This window comes from Actinomycetospora lemnae (assembly GCF_028737315.1).
Lineage (GTDB): Bacteria > Actinomycetota > Actinomycetes > Mycobacteriales > Pseudonocardiaceae > Actinomycetospora > Actinomycetospora lemnae.
The window spans coordinates 672239-692267 of sequence record NZ_JAQZAO010000001.1 but is presented as its reverse complement, the minus strand read 5'-3'; the positions used below and the strand labels follow the sequence as shown (position 1 = coordinate 692267).

The 20029-nt window shown below is 75.5% G+C and carries 18 protein-coding genes and 1 pseudogene; 15 read left to right on the top strand and 4 right to left on the bottom strand.

Annotation, left to right across the window (positions count from 1 at the left end; genetic code table 11):
• Positions 1–121: 121 nt before the first annotated feature.
• The 7 genes from PGB27_RS03340 to ffh all read left to right on the top strand — a co-directional run bounded on the left by PGB27_RS03340 (position 122) and on the right by ffh (position 9753).
• Positions 122–748: a hypothetical protein gene (locus PGB27_RS03340; RefSeq protein ID WP_274198900.1), complete on the top strand. Its 627-nt coding sequence runs from the start codon at positions 122–124 to the stop codon at positions 746–748.
• A gap of 278 nt (positions 749–1026) precedes the next feature.
• Positions 1027–3057, top strand: a complete 2031-nt coding sequence (gene ftsY / locus PGB27_RS03335) for a signal recognition particle-docking protein FtsY (RefSeq protein WP_408629992.1) — start codon at positions 1027–1029, stop codon at positions 3055–3057.
• 40 nt (positions 3058–3097) lie between these two features.
• On the top strand, positions 3098–3484 hold the full coding sequence (locus PGB27_RS03330) for a VOC family protein (RefSeq protein ID WP_274198899.1): 387 nt from the start codon (positions 3098–3100) through the stop codon (positions 3482–3484).
• Positions 3485–3755: 271 nt separating this feature from the next.
• Positions 3756–5051, top strand: a complete 1296-nt coding sequence (locus tag PGB27_RS03325) for an ammonium transporter (RefSeq protein WP_274198898.1) — start codon at positions 3756–3758, stop codon at positions 5049–5051.
• Between the two features lie 5 nt (positions 5052–5056).
• Positions 5057–5395 (top strand): P-II family nitrogen regulator, encoded by a 339-nt coding sequence (locus PGB27_RS03320; RefSeq protein WP_133824904.1) that lies wholly within the window; start codon positions 5057–5059, stop codon positions 5393–5395.
• A gap of 120 nt (positions 5396–5515) precedes the next feature.
• Entirely contained in the window at positions 5516–7978 is a 2463-nt protein-coding gene (locus PGB27_RS03315; protein WP_408630003.1) for a [protein-PII] uridylyltransferase, read from the top strand.
• A gap of 155 nt (positions 7979–8133) precedes the next feature.
• Positions 8134–9753 carry a signal recognition particle protein gene (gene ffh, locus PGB27_RS03310; RefSeq protein WP_274198896.1) on the top strand — a complete coding sequence of 540 codons (1620 nt, stop codon included), beginning with the start codon at positions 8134–8136 and terminating at the stop codon, positions 9751–9753.
• A 10-nt stretch (positions 9754–9763) separates the two neighbouring features.
• On the opposite strand, the gene PGB27_RS03305 is transcribed toward ffh, so the two are convergent.
• Positions 9764–10588, bottom strand: a complete 825-nt coding sequence (locus tag PGB27_RS03305; protein WP_274198895.1) for an NmrA/HSCARG family protein — start codon at positions 10586–10588, stop codon at positions 9764–9766.
• Between the two features lie 166 nt (positions 10589–10754).
• Between PGB27_RS03305 and PGB27_RS03300 the strand changes: the two genes are divergently transcribed.
• Complete coding sequence (locus tag PGB27_RS03300) at positions 10755–11219, top strand: MarR family winged helix-turn-helix transcriptional regulator (protein ID WP_274198894.1); 465 nt, start codon at positions 10755–10757, stop codon at positions 11217–11219.
• Here the strand turns inward: PGB27_RS03300 and PGB27_RS03295 are convergent.
• Positions 11216–11629, bottom strand: a complete 414-nt coding sequence (locus PGB27_RS03295; protein ID WP_274198893.1) for an MmcQ/YjbR family DNA-binding protein — start codon at positions 11627–11629, stop codon at positions 11216–11218. The genes PGB27_RS03300 and PGB27_RS03295 overlap by 4 nt on opposite strands.
• 59 nt (positions 11630–11688) lie before the next feature.
• Here PGB27_RS03295 and PGB27_RS03290 point away from each other — a divergent pair, with 59 nt between their 5' ends.
• The gene (locus tag PGB27_RS03290) at positions 11689–12786 is read left to right on the top strand and encodes an amidohydrolase family protein (RefSeq protein WP_274198892.1); all 1098 of its coding nucleotides are present in this window, start codon (positions 11689–11691) and stop codon (positions 12784–12786) included.
• Position 12787: 1 nt separating this feature from the next.
• On the opposite strand, the gene PGB27_RS03285 is transcribed toward PGB27_RS03290, so the two are convergent.
• Positions 12788–14251 carry an MFS transporter gene (locus PGB27_RS03285; protein WP_274198891.1) on the bottom strand — a complete coding sequence of 488 codons (1464 nt, stop codon included), beginning with the start codon at positions 14249–14251 and terminating at the stop codon, positions 12788–12790.
• A gap of 80 nt (positions 14252–14331) precedes the next feature.
• Between PGB27_RS03285 and PGB27_RS03280 the strand changes: the two genes are divergently transcribed.
• From PGB27_RS03280 to PGB27_RS03260, 5 genes and pseudogenes are all read left to right on the top strand, one after another.
• Entirely contained in the window at positions 14332–15084 is a 753-nt protein-coding gene (locus tag PGB27_RS03280; RefSeq protein ID WP_274198890.1) for a LamB/YcsF family protein, read from the top strand.
• Positions 15085–15227: 143 nt separating this feature from the next.
• Positions 15228–15560, top strand: a pseudogene (rpsP, locus tag PGB27_RS03275) (30S ribosomal protein S16); the annotation flags it as partial.
• A gap of 20 nt (positions 15561–15580) precedes the next feature.
• The gene (locus PGB27_RS03270) at positions 15581–15820 is read left to right on the top strand and encodes an RNA-binding protein (protein WP_133824910.1); all 240 of its coding nucleotides are present in this window, start codon (positions 15581–15583) and stop codon (positions 15818–15820) included.
• A 4-nt stretch (positions 15821–15824) separates the two neighbouring features.
• Positions 15825–16358: a ribosome maturation factor RimM gene (gene rimM, locus PGB27_RS03265; RefSeq protein ID WP_274198889.1), complete on the top strand. Its 534-nt coding sequence runs from the start codon at positions 15825–15827 to the stop codon at positions 16356–16358.
• 19 nt (positions 16359–16377) lie between these two features.
• Positions 16378–18336, top strand: coding sequence for an ABC transporter ATP-binding protein (locus PGB27_RS03260; protein ID WP_274198888.1), 1959 nt, complete (start codon positions 16378–16380; stop codon positions 18334–18336).
• A 3-nt stretch (positions 18337–18339) separates the two neighbouring features.
• Here the strand turns inward: PGB27_RS03260 and PGB27_RS03255 are convergent, their stop codons facing one another.
• Positions 18340–19068 carry an MgtC/SapB family protein gene (locus tag PGB27_RS03255; RefSeq protein WP_274198887.1) on the bottom strand — a complete coding sequence of 243 codons (729 nt, stop codon included), beginning with the start codon at positions 19066–19068 and terminating at the stop codon, positions 18340–18342.
• A 57-nt stretch (positions 19069–19125) separates the two neighbouring features.
• Between PGB27_RS03255 and trmD the strand changes: the two genes are divergently transcribed.
• A complete protein-coding gene (trmD, locus tag PGB27_RS03250) occupies positions 19126–19980 on the top strand; it encodes a tRNA (guanosine(37)-N1)-methyltransferase TrmD (protein ID WP_274198886.1) in 855 nt (284 codons plus the stop codon).
• Positions 19981–20029: the final 49 nt, after the last annotated feature.

The window sequence follows — 20029 nt, the reverse complement described above, 5'->3', positions numbered from 1 at the left end:
TGTGAGTATCGTCGGGGTCATCGTTCGAGCGGTGAGGACGACGCTGTCGTGGCCTCCCGGCGTGCGGTCGGCGCCTCTACCGTGCTGGTGAGGGCGCGCGAGGACCCGGGGGGGAGCGGACATGACGGCGGTGCGATCCGGTCCGGAGCACGCAGCCCCCGGCGCCGCCCCGACCACCGCTGCGACGCCCGCACCCGGTGTCGTGCGGCCCGCCCCACCGACCCCGCCGGGCGGGACCACCGGTCGCCATGCCCGCCGTGAGACCGGCGCGCCGTCGGGCCCGCTGGTGCCGCTGCGCACGGTCGTCCGGGCGCCCGAGCCGGAGCGCGCACCCGAGGTCGCGTCGGGCCGCCTGGTGATCGACAGCTCCTACAGCCGCCTGACCCCGCACCTCGGCGCGCGGCGGGTCGCCGTGAGCGTCGACGGGCTGCCCTGGCGCTTCGCGTGGGGGCGCACGCCGATCGACCTGCCCGCCGGGCGGCACCTCGTCGAGATCGAGGTCGAGCACGGGCGCGCCGGCCGCCGCGCCTGGGGTCACGTCGCCGACGCCGTCCCCGTGGCCGCCGGCCACACCGTCGAGGTCTTCTACCGCGCGCCCGCCCTCCCGCGCCTCGCCGGCTCCCTGGGCCCGTCGCGCCAGCGCACGGCGGGGTTCTCGCTGTGCGCGGCGCTGTTGCTGGTCGGTGGCGTGGCCGTCCTCGCCGCGCTGACCCTGCTCGTGACGGCGCTGGTCCTGCTCGTCGCCTGAGGGCCCCGTCCCGGGTGATCACGAGTACCTGACGCTCCCCGCGAGGCCACGCGTGGCGCGTGGTGTCGCCCGTGACCCGGACAAGGACCCGGACGACGCTCGCTCCACATCGACCGACGGGTGCTCGTGATCGCTCCGGGTGCTCCCACGACCTCGTCACGCAGGGTCCCCGGAGCAGCCGGAGCGATCACGGCGGGCGACCGGGAACCTGGGCGGCACCCGGCCGTCGACGACCCCGGCCGCGCGCCACCAGCCCGCGCGACTGGGAGACTGGCGGGGTGTCGTTCCGGAGCTCGTCGCTGACCTCCCCGCTCGACCTGACCGCCGCGGACCCCGCGGCGCTCGCCGTCGTGGCTCCGGCCGCGGGGCTGTCGCCGGGGCTGATCGCCACGATCGTGGTCATCGCGGTGGTCGTCCTCCTGCTCATCATCCTGGGCATCGGCCTCTACCTGCGCCGACGTCGGCAGGTCTCGCTCGCCGAGCCCGAGCCGGAGGAGCCGCCGAAGCCGACGAAGGGCACCTACAAGGCCGGCGGCGGCTTCAGCTTCAGCGCGGGCACGGGCGGGTCGACGCTCACACCACCCCGGCGCGGGCCGAGCGCTCTACCGCCCGAGGAGCCCGCGCAACCCGCAGAACCGGCCGAGCCCGCCGGACGCCCCGAGGCCGGTGGCCCCCAGGGCACCGCCCCGCCCGGCGCGGCCGAGGCGCCGCCGGTGTCGGCACCCGCGGGCTCGGCGGCCACGGCCACCCCGGACACCGACACCACCCCCGACACCGCCGCGACCGGCCCGGGCGTGCTCGAGGAGCCCGAGCTCACCGGCCCCCAGGCCACGGCGCCACCCGAGGCCGCCGAGGCCCCGCCCGCGCCGACCGCGCCGACGACGCCGGCCGCGCCGACCGCCGGCACCACCACCGAGCGCGCCCCCGGCACCGGCACGACCGGCACCGAGGCACCGGCCGAGCCCGAGGTCGCCGGCCCCCAGGCCACGGCGCCGCCCGAGGCCGCCGAGGCCCCGCCCGCGCCCACCACCCCCACCACGGCCACCACGGCCACCACGGGCACGACGGGCACGACGGCGCCCCCGGACCTCGACACCGACACCGACACCGACACGACCACCGGGACCGCCACCACCGGCCCCGGCGTCCTCGACGAGCCCGAGCTCGCCGGACCCCAGGCCACGGCCCCGCCTGAGGCCGCCGAGGCCCCGCCCGCGCCGCCCACGGCCCCCAGCACGCCCACGGCCCCCAGCACGCCCACAGCCCCCAGCACGCCCACGGCCCCGAGCACGCCCACGACCGCGACCACCACCACCGAGGACACCACCGAGGTCATCCCGCCCCCCACGGGCGACACCGTCGCGCCGGCGGCGCCGACCGAGGAGATCGCGCCGTCCGAGGGGCGGCTGGAGCGCCTGCGGGGCCGGCTGGGCCGGTCGCGGTCGACGCTCGGGCAGGGTCTGCTGGGTCTGCTCGGCGCCGGGGACCTCGACGAGGACTCGTGGGAGGAGGTCGAGGACACGCTGCTGCTGGCGGACCTCGGCTCGTCGACCACGCAGGAGATCGTCGGCAAGCTGCGCGAGCGCATCGCCTCCCGCGGCGTCCGCACGCCCGAGCAGGCCCGCGAGCTGCTGCGCGAGGTGCTCGTGGAGCAGCTCGGGCCCGACATGGAGCGCTCCGTGCACGCGCTGGCCCACGACGGGCGGCCCGCGGTGGTGCTCGTCGCCGGCGTCAACGGCACCGGCAAGACCACGACCACCGGCAAGCTCGCCCGCGTCCTCGTGGCGGACGGCTTCGTCGTGCTCCTCGGCGCGGCCGACACCTTCCGCGCCGCCGCCGCGGAGCAGCTCGCGACGTGGGGCGAGCGCGCCGGCGCGGAGACCGTGCGCGGCAAGGAGGGCGCCGACCCCGCGAGCGTCGCGTTCGACGCCGTCAAGCGCGGCACGGAATCCGGCGTCGACGCCGTCCTGCTCGACACCGCCGGGCGCCTGCACACCAAGACCGGCCTCATGGACGAGCTCGGCAAGGTCAAGCGCGTCGTCGAGCGCCAGGCCGAGGTCGACGAGGTCCTCCTCGTCCTCGACGCCACCACCGGCCAGAACGGCCTGACCCAGGCGCGCGTGTTCCGCGAGGTCGTCGACGTCACCGGCGTCGTGCTCACCAAGCTCGACGGCACGGCGAAGGGCGGCATCGTCTTCCAGGTGCAGCGCGAGCTGGGCGTGCCGGTGAAGCTCGTGGGCCTCGGCGAGGGTCCCGACGACCTCGCGCCGTTCGAGCCCGAGGCGTTCGTGGACGCGCTGCTCCGCTGACCGCGCGGACGCCGTCGGGGCGCGCCCCTAGCCTGCGCCCATGACCGCCATCGCCCGCCTGCAGCTGACCGCCATCGACACCCCTGATCCGTTCGCGCTCGCGCGCTTCTACTCGGCGCTCACCGGCCTCCCGGTGGCCGAGGACTCCGAGGACGACTGGGTCGAGCTCGACGCCGGTGGTGCGGCCACCCTGGCGTTCCAGCGCGCGCCGCAGAAGCGTGCCCCGGCGTGGCCCGAGGAGGGCGCGCTGCACTTCCACCTCGACCTCGAGGTCGGCGACCTCGACATCGGCGAGGCAGCCGTGCTCGAGGCCGGGGCGACGAAGCCGGAGACGCAGCCGGGGACGACGTTCCGGGTGTTCCTCGACCCCGACGGCAACCCCTTCTGCCTCGTGCTCGCCGGCAGCGACGTCGTGGGAGGAGCGTGAGAGCGTGTGCTCCGATCGGGACGCCCCGCGCACCCCTGTCAGGGGTCGTGATCGCGCAGCGTCATGACCGGCGTCTCACCCCGGACGGGCCTGGGCGGAAATGCCCGCCTGCGAAACATGATGGTGACACGGCCGAGCGGGCTGTTAACTGCCACGAAACGAACCGCGACGCCTCCCGAAACACGCCCTGCGCATCCTCGCTCAGCGAAGCCGCCCCCGCGACGAAAGGATGCTGCTGGCCGTGGAACTCGACAGCGGTACGATCGCCTGGATGTTGACCAGCACCGCGCTGGTCCTGCTCATGACGCCAGGCCTGGCGCTGTTCTACGGCGGCCAGGCGCGCTCGAAGAGCGTCCTCAACATGATGATGATGGTCTTCAGCACGTGCGCCACCGTCGGCGTGCTGTGGGTCATCGTCGGCTACTCGCTCGCGTTCGGTGACGACGTGGGCGGCGGGCTGCTCGGCAACCCGGGCCAGTACTTCATGCTCTCGAGCCTGCTGTCCGAGACGGTGCAGACCGACGGGCTGCCGGACGTCGCCTTCGTGGCCTTCCAGGCCATGTTCGCGATCCTCACGGTGGGCCTCATCGCCGGTGCCGCCGCGGACCGCATGAAGTTCAACTCGTGGATGGTGTTCTCCCTGCTGTGGGCGACGCTCGTCTACTTCCCGATCGCCCACTGGGTGTTCGACCTCGACGCCGGCTGGATCGCCAACGGCATCGGTGCGGTCGACTTCGCCGGTGGGACCGCGGTGCACATCAACGCCGGTACCGCTGCCCTCGTGCTCTGCATCGTCCTGGGCAAGCGCCGTGGCTGGCCGCGTGAGGCCATGCGCCCGCACAACCTGACGATGGTCATGCTCGGCGCCGGCCTGCTGTGGTTCGGCTGGTTCGGCTTCAACGCCGGCTCCGCCGCCGTCGCGAACTTCGCCGCCACGTACGCCTTCCTCAACACCGTGGTGGCCACCTGCACCGCGATCTGCGGCTGGCTGATCATCGAGCAGATCCGTGACGGCAAGGCCACCTCGCTGGGTGCCGCCTCGGGCATCGTCGCCGGCCTGGTCGCCATCACTCCGGCGTGTGCCGCGGTGACGCCGCTCGGCGCCATGGCCATCGGTTTCATCGCCGGCATCGCCTGCGCCTACGGCGTCGGCCTGAAGTACAAGCTCGGCTTCGACGACTCGTTCGACGTCGTGGGCGTCCACCTCGTCGGTGGTCTCGTCGGCACGCTGCTCATCGGCTTCTTCGCGTGGGACGGCGCCCCGGCCGCGGCCTCGGGCGTCTTCTACGGCGGCGGATGGGCCCAGCTCGGCATCCAGGCCATCGCCGCGGTCGCCGTCATCGCCTACTCGGGCATCGTCACGGCGATCATCGCCCTCATCGTGAAGGCGATCATGGGTCTGCGGGTCGACGACGACAGCGAGGCCGCCGGCGTGGACGAGGGCGAGCACGCCGAGTCCGGGTACGACTTCTCCAGCCTGCGCAGCGGGGGTGGCGGTCTGGGGTCCTCGCACTCGACGCTGTCCGCTCCGACGCAGGTCACCGCGACCGCAGGCAAGGAGGGCTGAGCGAGATGAAGATGGTGACGGCGATCATCAAGCCGTTCGTGCTGGAGGACGTCAAGGGCGCCCTGGAGCAGCTCGGGGTCCTGGGCATGACCGTCAGCGAGGTCCAGGGCTACGGCCGCCAGAAGGGCCACACCGAGGTCTACCGGGGTGCGGAGTACTCCGTGGACTTCGTCCCCAAGGTCCGCATCGAGGTCGTCACCGACGACACCGCCGCGGAGAAGGTCGTCGACGCGATCGCCGAGACCGCCCGCACCGGCAAGATCGGTGACGGCAAGGTCTGGGTGACCCCCGTCGAGACCGTGGTGCGGGTGCGCACCGGCGAGCGCGGGGCCGACGCCCTCTAGGAGCTCGCAGATCGCGACGACGCCGGGTCCCCCCTCATCTCGGGGACCCGGCGTCGTCGTCACGGCGGCGCTCGGGGCGACGTCGAGGAGGACCACCACCGGAGAGGGGACAGCGTGGCCGTGGCGGACGCGGGACGGGGCGGGACCAGCGGGGGTCCCTCCGGCCTCGACGGCGAACGGGGGACGACCAACGGCGACGCCGTCGACCTCGTCCGTGCCCGCGCCGCCCTGCTCGACCCGCCGCCCGGCGCGCGCCGACTCGGTCCGGCGGCGCTGCGGGAGGCCCTGGTCGAGCTGCACGACTTCTGGCTCTCCTCGCGCGCCGCGGCGGTGGGCGTGGGGGAGGGCTCGGCGCTGGTCGCAGTCGGCGCGCTCGGTCGCCGGGAGCTCGCGCCGTACTCCGACCTCGACCTCGTCCTCGTCCACGACGGGCGGGGACGCCGCGGCGGGCGGGAGCAGATCTCGCAGGTGGCGGACGCGCTCTGGTACCCCCTGTGGGACGCGGGGATCGGGCTGGACCACTCGGTGCGCACGGTCGGCGAGGCGATCGAGGTCGCCACCACCGACCTGCGCGTGGCCCTCGGGCTGCTCGAGGTCCGCCACCTCGCGGGCGACCCCGAGCTCGCCGAGCGCCTCGCCGCCACCGCGCGCCAGGCCTGGCGGGCGGGTATCCGCCAGCGCTTCGACGACCTCGTCGCCGCCACGGAGGCGCGCTGGTCGCGCTCCGGCGAGGTCGCCCACCGCATCGAGCCCGACCTCAAGAACGGGCACGGGGGCCTGCGCGACGTCCAGCTCCTCGACGCCCTGGCCGCCGCGCAGCTCGTCGACCGCCCGACCGTCGACGTGCAGGACGCCCGCCGCCTCATGCTCGACCTGCGCGTCGAGCTGCACCGCCGCGCCGGCCGCGCCCGCGACGTCATGCAGGCCGAGGACGCCCACGAGGTGGTCGCCAACGCGGCGGGCGACCTCGGCGTGACCGACCGCTTCGACCTCGCCCGGGCCCTGTCCGGCGCCGCCCGCACCGTCGTCTTCGCCACCGACGCCGCCCTGCGCTCGGCCCGCGCCGCGCTGCCGCGCCGCGGCCTGGCCGCGCTGCGCCGGGCGCCCGCGCGCCGCCCCCTCGACGACGGCGTGGTGGAGCACGGGGGCGAGGTCGTGCTCGCCCGCGACGCCCAGGTCTCGCGCGACCCGGCCCTGGTGCTGCGCCTCGCCGCGACCGCGGCCCGCACCCGCCTGCCGATCGCCGCGAGCACCCTGCACCGGCTCGCCGAGGCGGCCCCGGAGCTGCGCGAGCCGTGGCCGCGCGCCGCGCTCTCCGAGCTGCTCGCGCTGCTCGGGGCGGGGGAGGGGATGGTCGACGTCGTCGAGGCGCTCGACCGCACGGGCCTGTGGGGGCGGCTGTTCCCCGAGTGGGGCGCGGTGCGCGACCTGCCCCCGCGCGACCGCCAGCACGTCTGGACCGTCGACCGCCACCTCGTCGAGGTCACCCGCCGCGCCGCGGAGCTGACGACGCGGGTCTCGCGGCCCGACCTGCTGCTGCTCGGCGCGCTCGTGCACGACATCGGCAAGGGCCGCGACGAGGACCACTCCGTGGTCGGCGAGCGCCTGGCCGCGCACCTCGGCAAGCGCCTGGGGCTGTGGCCCGCCGACGTGGACACGCTCGCGGCGATGGTGCGCCACCACCTGCTGCTGCCCCACACCGCCTCGCGCCGCGACCCCGAGGACCCGGCGACGGTGGAGCGGGTCGTCGAGACCCTGGGCGAGGACCCGATCCTGCTCGAGCTCCTGCACGCCCTCGCCGAGGCCGACTCCCTGGGCACCGGACCGGGCGTGTGGACGCCGTGGCGCGCGACGCTCATGGGCGACCTCGTACGCCGCTGCCGCGTGGTCATGGCCGGCGACCCGGCGCCCGGGCCGTCGCCGCTGTCCGAGGACGCCCTCGCGCTGGCGCGGGTGGTGGCCGCCAACGGCCGGCCGGAGGTGTCGATCGACGGCGACGGCGAGCTCACCACGATCACCATGACCGTCGCCGCCCCCGACCGCCCCGGCCTGCTCTCCCGCGCCGCGGGCGTGCTGGCGCTGCACTCGCTGCAGGTCCACACGGCCGACCTCGGCGAGCACGGCGGCGTCGCGGTCGACGCGTTCACGGTGTCGCCGCGCTTCGGTCGCCTGCCCGAGGCGTCGCTGCTGCGCGAGGACCTCGTGCGCGTGCTGCGCGGCTCGCTCGACCTGCCCGCGCGGCTCGCGGCCAAGGAGCGCGACTACGACCGTCCCGGCCCCGCGCCCGCCCCGAGCCGCGTGGTGTGGTTCGACGACGAGGCCACGGGCGCGGTGGTGCTCGAGCTGCGCACCTCCGACCGGATCGGGCTGCTGCACCGCGTCGCGGCCGCGCTCGAGGCCCAGGACCTCGACGTGCGGTGGGCGCGGGTGTCGACGATCGGCAGCTCGGTGCTCGACGCCTTCTGCCTGGAGACCGCCGAGCACGAGGGCCTCGACGACGACCGCCGGAAGGCGGTCGAGGAGGCGGTGCTGGCCGCGGCCGACGCCGGGCTGGTGGCCCCGGAGCGCTCGTCGGCGGGATGACGCCCGGACAGCCCCACGGGTGCGGCGCGGGGGCGGCCCGAGGGCGCACGCCCGGGCCGTCGGCGGCCGACCGTTAAGCTGGGTGTTCGTCCTCGGCGGTGCCACCGGCCCGCCGGGGCTCCGCGCCGCCGGCGAGAACAAGGAGAGCGAGCGCCGTGTTCGACACCCTGTCCGACCGCCTCACGTCGGTCCTGTCCGACCTGCGCGGCAAGGGCCGTCTCTCCGAGACCGACATCGACTCCACGTGTCGCGAGATCCGCATCGCGCTGCTCGAGGCCGACGTCGCCCTGCCCGTGGTGCGGGCGTTCGTCAAGCAGGTCAAGGAGCGGGCGCGCGGCGCCGAGGTCTCCGAGGCGCTGAACCCGGCGCAGCAGGTCGTCAAGATCGTCAACGAGGAGCTCGTCGGCATCCTCGGCGGCGAGACCCGCCGGCTGCGGTTCGCGAAGAACCCGCCGACCGTGATCATGCTGGCCGGCCTGCAGGGCTCGGGCAAGACGACCCTGGCCGGCAAGCTCGCGCACTGGCTCAAGGGCCAGGGCCACACCCCGATGCTCGCGGCCTGCGACCTCCAGCGCCCGAACGCGGTCAACCAGCTGCAGATCGTCGGCGAGCGCGCCGGGGTCGAGGTCTTCGCGCCCGAGCCCGGCAACGGCGTCGGCGACCCGGTGGACGTGGCGCGCCGCGCCGTCGCCGACGCGAAGAGCCGTCAGTACGACGTGCTCGTCGTCGACACCGCGGGCCGCCTCGGTGTCGACGAGGAGCTGATGCGCCAGGCCGCGGACATCCGCGACGCCGTCAGCCCCGACGAGACGCTGTTCGTGCTCGACGCGATGGTCGGTCAGGACGCCGTCGTCACCGCCGAGGCGTTCCGCGACGGCGTCGGCTTCTCGGGCGTGGTGCTCACCAAGCTCGACGGCGACGCGCGTGGTGGCGCCGCGCTGTCGGTGCGCGAGGTGACCGGCGAGCCGATCCTCTTCGCCTCCAACGGCGAGAAGCTCGACGAGTTCGACGTCTTCCACCCCGACCGGATGGCCTCGCGCATCCTCGGCATGGGCGACGTGCTCACCCTCATCGAGCAGGCCGAGCAGGCCTTCGAGGAGGGCCAGGCCGAGGCCGCCGCGGCCAAGATGGGCTCCGGTGAGCTGACGCTCGAGGACTTCCTCGAGCAGATGATGGCCGTGCGCAAGATGGGCCCGATCGCCAACGTGCTGGGCATGCTGCCGGGCGCGGCGCAGATGAAGGACCAGCTCGCCGGCCTCGACGAGAAGCACCTGGATCGCGTCCAGGCGATCATCCGCGGCATGACGCCCGCCGAGCGGGCCGACCCGAAGATCATCAACGGCTCGCGGCGGCTGCGCATCGCCAACGGCTCCGGCGTGGGCGTCAGCGACGTCAACCAGCTCGTCGAGCGCTTCTTCGAGGCCCGCAAGATGATGAAGAACATGGCCGGCCAGTTCGGGCTGCCGGGCATGGGCGGGGGCCGCAAGGGCAAGCGCCAGGCCGCGAAGGCCGCGAAGAACGTCCGCAAGGGGCCGAAGCAGATGCCGGCGATCGCGGGCATCGCGGCGGAGAGCTCCGGGCAGTCGAGCGAGCGGTCGGTCGGCAGCTACCAGACCCCGGGCCTCAACCAGCTCCCGCCCGCGCTCGCGGGGATGAACGAGCTGCCCGCGGGCTTCGACCCCGGCGCGCTGAGCTTCCCCGGTGGGGGCGGCGGTGGCGGCGGTCCCCGCGGTGGCGGCGGGGGCAAGAAGGGCAACAAGAAGAAGCGCAAGTAGGGCACGGCGGTCAGGCGGTCGCCCGCTGCGCCGCCCACGCCGCGAGGTCCAGGACCTGCGGATCCAGCGCCCGGGTCGCGGCGAAGTCGGCCTGGTAGGCCGGTCGCGCCTCGACGAACCAGGTGAACATGGCGCGCAGGTCCGGGTCGTCCAGCACGGCGACCGGCAGCGCCTCGTAGCGCCCGCCGAGCACCTCGGCGGCCTGCGCCCCGGTGAGCTCGTCGCCGGCGATCTCGATCGCGCCGCCCGGCACGCGGGACGGGTCGAGCAGCACGGCGGCCGCGACCCGCCCGATGTCCGCCACCGCGACCATCTGCACGGGCACGTCGGCGGGCAGCGGCAGCCGTAGGATCGTCGCGCCGCCCTCGGCGGTCGGGGACAGGTTCTCCATGAAGAACACCGGCCGCACGAACGTCGCCGCCAGGTCGAGGCCCTCGATGTGCTCCTCGACCCGGCGCTTGCTCTCGAAGTGCGGGATGCCGGTGCGCCGGTCGGCGCCGCCGACGGAGCTGTAGACGAGGTGCGGGAGGCCCGCCGCGCGCGCCGCGTCCGCGATGCGGACGCCGTCGGCGGTCTCGCCCTCGGTGCCGCGCGGGGTGAAGGAGGTCGTCATCGCGAAGGCCCCGTCGACGCCGGAGAACGCACTCCGCAGCGAGTCCTGGTCGGTCAGGTCGGCCCGGACGAGGTCGGCGCCGGCGCCGGCGAGGGTCCGGGCGGCTGCCGCGGCCGGATCGCGGACGAGGGCGCGGACGGCGACGCCGGCGGCGAGCAGGGCGCGGGCGGTGGCACCACCCTGCTGGCCGGTGGCGCCGAGAACGGCGTAGGTGGTGGTCACGACGGTCCCTCCTGGTCCTGTTTCCTGTCCGGACAGTGAATCGGCGAGCGGTGGGCCAGGTCGAGCGAATGTGACTGTTCGAACAGGTAACGTGATCGGCGCGACGTGTTCGTGCAGCTCATTGCTAGACTCTTGCTTCGCTGTCCGGGCAGGGAGAGGAGCGGCTGTGGAGTCGGAGCCGTCGGTGCCCCGGCCACCCGCGGCCCACGGCGGGCCGGTGAGCCACGCGATCTTCCGGCTGGCGCGCCTGCACAAGCTCACGGCAGCACAGCTGTTGCGCCGCACAGGCCTGCACCCGAACCAGGAGCTGGTGATGATGCGGCTCTGGGACGCCGGACCCCAGCGCCAGGCCGACCTCGCGCTCGCCATGGACGCGGACTCGGCCACGATCACGCGGACGATCCAGCGCCTCGAGCGCGCCGGCTTCGTGCGACGGATGCCGAGCGTCGCCGACCGGCGGGTGACCATCGTCGAGGCGACGCCCGCGAGCCGGGGCCTGCGCGACGACGTCGAGGCGGTCTGGGAGGAGCTGGAGGAGCGGACCGTCGCCGGGCTGGACGAGCAGGAGCGCGCGACCGTGCTGCGGGTGCTCGGGCGGCTGGAGACGAACCTGGCGGGCGACGACGGTTAGCGCGCCGGGTGCTCGGCCAGCCACTTCTCCCGCCGCCGGTTCGAGGCCCGGGAGAGCCAGGCGTCCTGCACGATCTCGGCCAGCTCCTCGCGGCTGAGGCGGTGCAGGTCCGCCGCGCGCAGCAGCACCGAGAGGTGCCCGTCGAAGCGCGGCGTGGTGAAGAACGGCGTGGTCGGGTCGTGGACGAGGGCGTCCTTGTCCTCCTCCGACTCCACCCAGAACATGATCACGTCGGGGAACTTCTCGCCCGTCTCCGCGTCGCGGGCGTCGGGCTGGGGCGTGCGGAAGAAGACGAACGACTTGCCGCCGACCTGGTAGACCGCGTTGCCCTTCGGTCCCTCCAGCCGCGTGACGTGCGGCATCGCGGCGGCCAGCGCGTGCACGTCCTCGACGCGGGCGGGCTCGGTCACGCCGCGGAGCCTAGGTCGTCACCGTGGAGACCCGGCGTGATCTCGCTACCCTCCCCGGCATGACGTCGCCGTCCCCGGCCCTGCACCTGCGCGGTGTCCTCCTCGACGGCACCGTGGAGGGGGAGCGCGTCGGCGAGCTGTGGATCACGCCCGAGGGCCGGATCAGCCTCGACCCGGTGCCCGACGCGCGGACCGTCGCCGACGGCGGGTGGATCCTCCCCGGGCTGGTCGACGCCCACTGCCACGTCGGCATCGGGCCCGACGGCGCGGTGGAGCTCGAGACCGCCCGCGCCCAGGGCCACACCGACGCGGCCGCCGGCGCGCTGCTCGTGCGCGACTGCGGCAGCCCTGTCGACACCCGCCCGCTCGACGACGACCCGCGGATGCCCGAGATCGTCCGCGCCGGGCGCCACCTCGCGCGCCCCAAGCGCTACATCCGCGGGCTGCCGATCGACCTCGAGCCCGAGGAGCTGCCGGCCGCCGTCGCCGAGACCGCGCGGGCCAACCCGTGGGTCAAGCTCGTCGGCGACTGGATCGAGCGCACCGAGGGCGACCTCGCGCCGCTGTGGCCCGACGACGTGCTGCGCGAGGCCATCGACGCGGCGCACGCCGAGGGCGCGCGGGTCACCGCGCACGTCTTCGGCGAGGACGCGCTGCCCGGGCTGATCGGCGCGGGCATCGACGGCATCGAGCACGGCACGGGCCTGACCGACGACACGATCGCGATGATGGTCGAGCGGGGCACGGTGCTGGTCCCGACGCTGATCAACGTCGAGAACTTCCCGTCCTTCGCGGACGCGGCCGGCGAGAAGTTCCCCCGCTACGGCACCCACATGCGCGAGCTCTACGCCCGTGCGCCCCGCACGATCGCCACCGCCATCGAGGCCGGCGTGCCGGTGTTCGCGGGCACGGACGCGGGCGGGGGCATCGAGCACGGCCGGATCGTCGACGAGGTCGCGGCGCTCGCCGGGGTCGGGCTCGGCCCCGCCCGCGCGCTCGCGGCGGCGTGCGGCGACGCCCGGGCCTGGCTGCGCCGCCCCGGCCTCACCGACGGTGCGCCCGCCGACCTCATCATCACCACCGAGGACCCGCGCGTGGCCACCGACACGCTGCGCACACCCGAGCTCGTGCTGCGGGCGGGGACGTCCCTGCGGTGACTCAGGTCCGGGCGGGCAGCCGCCGGGACAGCGCGATGGCCACGACCAGCACGAACGCCACGACGAGCAGCGCGTCGGAGAACGGCGCGCCCGGCCCGTCGTGCAGCGGGTTCCACGAGCCGGCGCCGCCGGACGTGCGGGCCGCGAGCACGGTCCCGAGCACCGCCGCGCCCGTGCCGCCGCCCAGGAAGAACGCGCCCTGGTAGAGGCCGAGCCCGACGCCCGCGTGCTCGCCCGGCACCGCCGCGGCCACGGCGTTGATCAGCGGCGAGGTGATCGTCGCGAGCGCCACGCCGACGAGGAACGTCACCGCGGACAGCAGGACCGCCGACCCGCCCGCCGCGCTCGAGAGCGTCGCGACCGCCAGGAGCAGCAGCGTCAGGCCGATCCCGACGAGGGTGCGGGGTCCCAGACGGTCGGACAGGCGCCCGGCGAGCGACGACAGCAGGGCCACGGCGACCGCTCCGGGCAGGAGCACGAGGCCGACGTGGCCGACGCCCAGGTGGTTGACGGTCGCGACGAGCAGCGGCACCAGCAGGATCGTGCCCAGGTAGCTGAACATGGCGAGGAACCCGACGGCGACCGCGGTGACGAACGGACCGTGGGTGAGCAGGGCCGGGGGCACGAACGGCCGCGGCGTGCGGCGGATCCACAGCGTGAACCCGGCCGCGAGGACCACGGCCGCCACCATCGCGCCCCACGAGGTCACCGAGCCGAGCCCGACCTGCTGCGCGCGCGTGAGCCCGAACAGGCCGAGGCCCACCGCGGCGCCGAGCAGGACGCCGCCGACGAGGTCGACCTGGCGCCACGACCCCGGGGTGTCCGGGCGCCCGTCGGGCAGCACCCGCGGCGCGATGACCAGCAGGGGAGCGACGAGCAGGGCGGCCCCGAGGAACGGCCACCGCCAGCCCGCGGCCTCGGCGACGAACCCCGCGAGCGGCGGGCCGAGCGCCTGGCCAGCACCCACGCCGGTGCCGACGATGCCGAACCCGAAGCCGCGGCGTCCCGGCGGCAGCGAGCGTGCCACCGCCACCGACCCCAGGGCGGGCACCGCGGCGCTGCCGAGGCCCTGGAGCACGCGGCCGACCAGGTGCAGGCCGATCGCGGGCGCGAGTCCCGCGAGCACCGAGCCCACGATGAAGATCGCGAGCCCGACGGCGAACACACGGCGCACCCCGAACACGTCGGCGATGCGTCCGTAGAGCGGCGTCGCGACGGCGAAGCTCAGCGAGAACGCCGTCACCACCCACGCGAGGCCGCCGGGCGAGGCGGCGAAGTCGCGGCCGATCTCGGGGACCAGGACGAGCACCATGCTGTTGGCCAGCACGGCCGTCGCGACGGCGACCAGCAGCACGCCGAGGAGCAGGCCGACGCGGACCGGGGGCTCCGGGGTGACCGGCGGGGACCCGGGGACCGGACCGTCGTCGGGGCGGGGCTCGACCGTCGACGGCCGTGGATCACTCACTCCTACAGCCTGCGCCTTCGAGTGCGATCGAGGTCAAGCGACCGGCACGCCTAGATGCACTCCCATTAGGCTGGGTGGCCGTGGCACGCCTCGACCTCAACGCCGACCTCGCCGAGGGCTTCGGCACCTGGTCGCTGACCGACGACGACGCACTGCTCGAGGTCGTGACCTCGGCGAACGTCGCGTGCGGGTTCCACGCGGGCGACCCGGCGACCATGCGGCGGGTGTGCGTGGCGGCCGTGGCGCGGGGGGTGGCCGTCGGGGCACAGGTGTCCTACCGCGACCTCGCGGGCTTCGGGCGGCGTTTCGTCGACGCCGACCCCGACGAGCTGACCGCCGACCTGCTCTACCAGGTCGGCGCGCTGCGGGAGTTCACGCGGGCCGCCGGCGGCGAGCTCGCGTACCTCAAGCCCCACGGCGCGCTCTACAACGCGGTCGTGCACCACGACGCCCACGCCGCCGCGGTGGTCGCGGCCGCGCAGGAGGCGGGCCTGCCGGTGCTCGGGCTGCCCGGCTCGCGCTTCCTGGTCCGCGCGGTCGAGGCCGGCCTGACGACCTACGCCGAGGCGTTCGGCGACCGCGGCTATACGGCCGAGGGGACGCTGGTGCCCCGCAGCGAGCCCGGGGCGCTGCTGCCCGACGCCGACGCGGTCGTCGAGCGCGCCCGCCGCCTCGCCGTCGACGGGGTCATCGTGGCCGTCGACGGCACCGAGATCCCGGTCGAGGCCGCCTCGCTGTGCCTGCACGGCGACAGCCCGGGCGCCGTGGACTCCGCGCGCCGGGTCGCCGAGGCCCTCCGCGACGCCGGGGTCACCCTCGCGCCCTTCGCCTGAGGGGCCGTCTGGCACAATCGGGGAGCTGTCGTGGCCACCCTCTCTCCAGGTCGCGACCCGAGAGACGATCGGTGCCCGGCGGGAGCCCCACCCCGCTGCCGGCGCCGGCAGCAGCGCCTACGACCGAGGAGCAGTACAGAGCAGTGGCCGTCAAGATCAAGCTCGCCCGCATGGGCAAGATCCGCGAGCCCCACTACCGGGTCGTCGTCGCCGACGCCCGCACCCGTCGTGACGGGCGCGTCATCGAGACGATCGGCGAGTACCACCCGAAGAGCCAGCCGAGCGAGATCAAGATCGACTCGGAGCGCGCGCAGTACTGGCTGGGCGTCGGGGCCATCCCGACCGAGCCGGTGCACAGCCTGCTGAAGGTCACCGGCGACTGGCAGAAGTTCAAGGGCCTGCCGGGTGCCGAGGGCAAGCTCCAGCCGCAGCCGGAGAAGGTCGACAAGCAGGCCCGCTTCAACGAGGAGCTGGCCAAGGTCACCGGCTCCGCGGAGTGAGCGAGCTGGCCGAGGCGCTCGAGCACCTCGTGCGCGGGATCGTCGCCCACCCCGACGAGGTGGCGGTCGACCTCGTCACCAACCGCCGCGGTCGCACCCTCGAGGTCCGGGTCCACCCCGACGACCTCGGCAAGGTGATCGGCCGCAACGGCCGCACGGCCACCGCGCTGCGCACCGTCGTGGGCGGCATCGGTGGCCGTGGCGTGCGGGTCGACGTCGTCGACACCGACCGCTGAGGACATGAGCACGCCGTCCGACGAGCGTGTCGTCGGTCGGGTCGTGAAGGCCCACGGCCTGCGCGGCGAGCTCGTCGTCGAGCCCCGCACCGACAACGTCGACGCCCGGTTCGCCCCGGGCGCGGTGCTGTCGGTGCGGGGCTCGCGCGCGTCCGGGATCGCGAGCCTGACCGTCGTCGCCGCGCGCCGTCACGGCGACCGGCTGCTCGTCACCGTCGAGGAGGTCGGCGACCGCGACGCCGCCGAGGCGCTGCGCACCGCGCAGCTCACCGCGCCCGCGCTGGACGCCGACCCCGAGGACCCCGACGAGTTCCACGACCACCAGCTCGAGGGCCTCACCGCGGTCCTCGCCGACGGGACCGCCGTCGGCACCGTCGCCGCCGTGCTGCACGGCGCGGGCGGGGAGCTGCTGGCGATCGAGCGCCCGGACGGCGGCGAGGCGCTCGTCCCGTTCGTCACCGCCATCGTCCCGGAGGTCGACCTCGCGGGCGGCCGGCTCGTGCTGGACCCGCCGGAAGGCCTGCTCGAGGAGCAGTAGGCCCCGCACACTGGTCGGCGTGGGGGACAGCGCGGGGGACAGCGCGGGGGACGGTGCGGAGAACGGTGCGGGGAATCGTGGGCACCGTCCGCTGATCGGTGCCGACGAGCTGGAGACGCCGACCTGGGCCGTCGGCCTGGAGGCGTCGGCGAAGGCCGGCGTGGGCGCGGTGGCGCGGTCGGTGCCGCGCACCGTCGCGGTGCTCGTGCGCTGGGCGTGGCGCGCGTCGCGGGGCTGGACGCTGCTCGCCGGGGTCGTACACCTCGTGTCCGGGGTCGTCGCCGCGTTCGGGCTGCTGGCGACGGCGGACGTCTTCACGCGGCTGCTCGCCGAGGGCCCGACGCCGGACCGCGTGCTGGCGGCGCTGCCCGCCCTGGCCGTGGTCGCGGGCGCGCTCGTGGTGGGCGGGCTGCTCGACGCCGCGACCGGCGCGGTCACCGCCGAGCTGGTGCCGCGCATCGAGCGGCGCGCGCAGACCGAGCTGTACGGCGCGCTCGTGCAGGTCGACCTCGTGGCCTTCGACGACGCCGACTTCACCGCCCTGCTCGAGCGCGCCGAGCACGCCCTCGCCCGCATCCGCCGGGGCGCCGAGACCGTGGGCGACCTCATCAGCGGGCTCGTCTCCGTGACCGCCGCGGTCGCGGCCGCCGGCGTGGTCCACCCCGTGCTCGCCCCCGTCGTGCTGCTCGCGGGGCTGCCGCAGGCGTGGGCCGCGGTGTCCGGGGTGCGGTTGATGTTCGCGTCGGTGCTGCGCACGACCTCGCAGGCGCGCCGGCTCGCCGTCGTCGGGGACCTCATCGCGGGCCGCGAGGAGGCCGCGGAGGTGCGTGCCTTCACCGTCGGCGACGTCCTCGCCGTCGAGCACGAGCGCCTCGCGACCGAGCTGGCGCGGGAGGGCATCCGGGTCGAGCAGCGCCGGAACCTGCTGGTCGGCGTCGGACGCGGGGCCTCCGGCGTCGCCACGGCCGCCGGGTACGTCGCCGTGGGCCTGCTGCTCTACACCGGAGGGCTCGCGCTGCCGTTGGCGGGCACCGCGGTCGTCGCGATGCGGTCGGCGCGCACCGCGGTGGTCACCACCGTGTACGGGGCGAACATGCTGTTCGAGGCCGGCCTGTTCGTCGAGCTGTACACCCGCTGCCTGGCCGAGGCGCGGTCCCGGCGGCGTCGCGGGGGCGGGCCGCCGCCCGGCCCGCCCGAGACCGTCGAGCTGGACGCGGTCACCTTCCGCTACCCGGACCAGGCCGAGCCGGCGCTCACCGACGTCACGCTCACGCTGCGGCGCGGGGAGGTGGTCGCGCTGGTCGGGGAGAACGGGTCGGGGAAGTCGACGCTGGCCAAGCTCATGGTCGGGCTCTACCTCCCGGACGCGGGCCACGTGCGCTGGAACGGCCGGGACCTGCGCGAGAGCGACGCGGCGGCCGCCCTCGAGCACGTCGCGCTGGTGGCGCAGGACCCGGTGCGCTGGCCGGTCCGCGCCGACGACAACGTGCGCATCGGCCGGCTCGAGCGCGTCGACCCGGAGCAGCGGGCCTACGTCGACGCCGTCGCCCGTTCGGGCGCCGCCGACGTGCTCGCCGACCTGCCCCGGGGTGCGGCGACGGTGCTCTCCCGCGCGTTCCAGGGCGGCCGGGACCTCTCCGGCGGGCAGTGGCAGCGGATGGCGGTGGCGCGCGGGCTCTACCGTGACGCCCCGCTGGTCGTCGCCGACGAGCCGACCGCCGCGCTCGACGCCCGCGCCGAGCACGCCGTGTTCGCGTCGCTGCGCGAGCTCTCGGCGGGTGGGGACCGGATCACAGTGCTGGTGACCCACCGGCTGGCGAACGTCCGGACGGCCGACCGCATCGTCGTGCTCGAGGGCGGGCGGATCACCGCGCAGGGCACCCACGACGAGCTCATGGCCGCGGGCGGGCTCTACCGGGAGCTGTTCGCGCTGCAGGGCCGGGCGTATGCCGACGTCGAGGACCGGGCCGCGGGCTGAGCCCTACTCCTCCTCGGTCGTGACCCCCACCGCGAGCACGCCCGGCAGCTCGGAGAGCTCGCCCGACAGCGGGGCGAGCGGGCCGCGCCCCGCGAGCGAGAGCGTCACCGACGCGACGCGCTGGGTGCCGACCTCGCCCTCCGCGCGGTCGGCCGCGTCCTCCCGGTCGACGTGCATGCCGGCGACGGAGAAGCCGCGCTCGGTGCAGACCGCCAGCACGGCGCGCAGCACGCCGCGGCCGTCGGCGTAGGAGAGGTGCAGGTCGCGGGGTGCGCCCGAGGTGCGCGTGACCAGCCGGGCCAGCGGGCGGTACCCCCGCGTGACGAGGTAGTGCACGACCGTCCCGGCCACGGCGAGCAGCGGCAGCCCGGCGCCGCAGGCCGTCCCGACCGCGGCCGCGGCCCAGATCGTCGCGGCCGTCGTGAGGCCCCGGACCGCGTCGCGGCGCACGAAGATCAGCCCGCCGCCGATGAACCCGATCCCGGACACGATCTGCGCGGCGAGCCGCGACGGGTCGAGCGTGATGTCGGGGGAGGACAACAGGTCGTCGAAGCCGTACTTCGAGATCAGCATGAAGGCCGCCGCCCCGACGCCGACCAGCGTGTGCGTCCGCAGCCCGGCGCTCTTCGCCGCGAGCTCGCGCTCCAGCCCGATCAGCGTGCAGAGCACCAGCGCCAGCCCGAGCGGGGCCAGCAGGCGCCACTCCTGCGGGTAGGACGAGAACTGCTCCACCCCGCGCCACCCCCTTCCCGTGCACCGTCTCGCGTGGCAGGGGCAGGATCGTGCCCGATGCGCATCGACGTCGTCACGATCTTCCCGGGCTACCTCGCCCCGCTCGACGAGGCGCTCGTCGGCCGCGCGCGCCGGGCCGGGCTGCTCGACGTCCGGGTGCACGACCTGCGCCGGTGGGCCAGCGGCGTGCACAAGGCCGTCGACGACGCCCCGTACGGCGGCGGGCCCGGGATGCTCATGACGGCGCCGGTGTGGGGCGCGGCACTCGACGAGGTCACCGCGTCGGGGGACGACGACGCCGTGCCCCGCCTCCTCGTCCCGACCCCGGCCGGCGCGCCCCTGACCCAGCGCCGCGCGGCGGGCTGGGCGTCGGAGCCGTGGCTGGTGCTGGCCTGCGGGCGCTACGAGGGCATCGACGCGCGCGTCCTCGACGACGCGCGGCGGCGGATGCCGGTCGAGGAGGTCTCGCTGGGCGACTACGTGCTCGCGGGCGGGGAGGTCGCGGCGCTCGTCGTGGTCGAGGCCGTGTCGCGGCTGGTCCCGGGCGTGCTCGGGAACCCGGCGTCGGCCGAGCTGGACAGCTTCGCGGAAGGGACGGCCGGTCTCCTCGAGGCCCCCGCCTACACCCGCCCGGAGCGGTGGCGCGACCTCGACGTCCCCGAGGTCCTGCGCGGCGGCAACCACGCCGTTGTCGACCGCTGGCGCCGCGACCGCTCGCTCGAGCGCACCGCCGCGGTGCGCCCCGACCTGCTCGACGCGCTGGTCGCGCGCCACGGCGCCGCGGCGTTCGACGCCCGCGACCGGGAGGTCCTGGCGGCGTGCGGGTACGACCCGGCCGGAGGAGCACGGTCGGCGGCATGGCAGACTGGGGAGGTTGCCGCGGACGGCGCACGGCCCGAGAGAGGTCGGTGAGCGCCGCCCCGCCGCCCGAGAACCGCTTCTCCTCGGTCGACCTGACGCC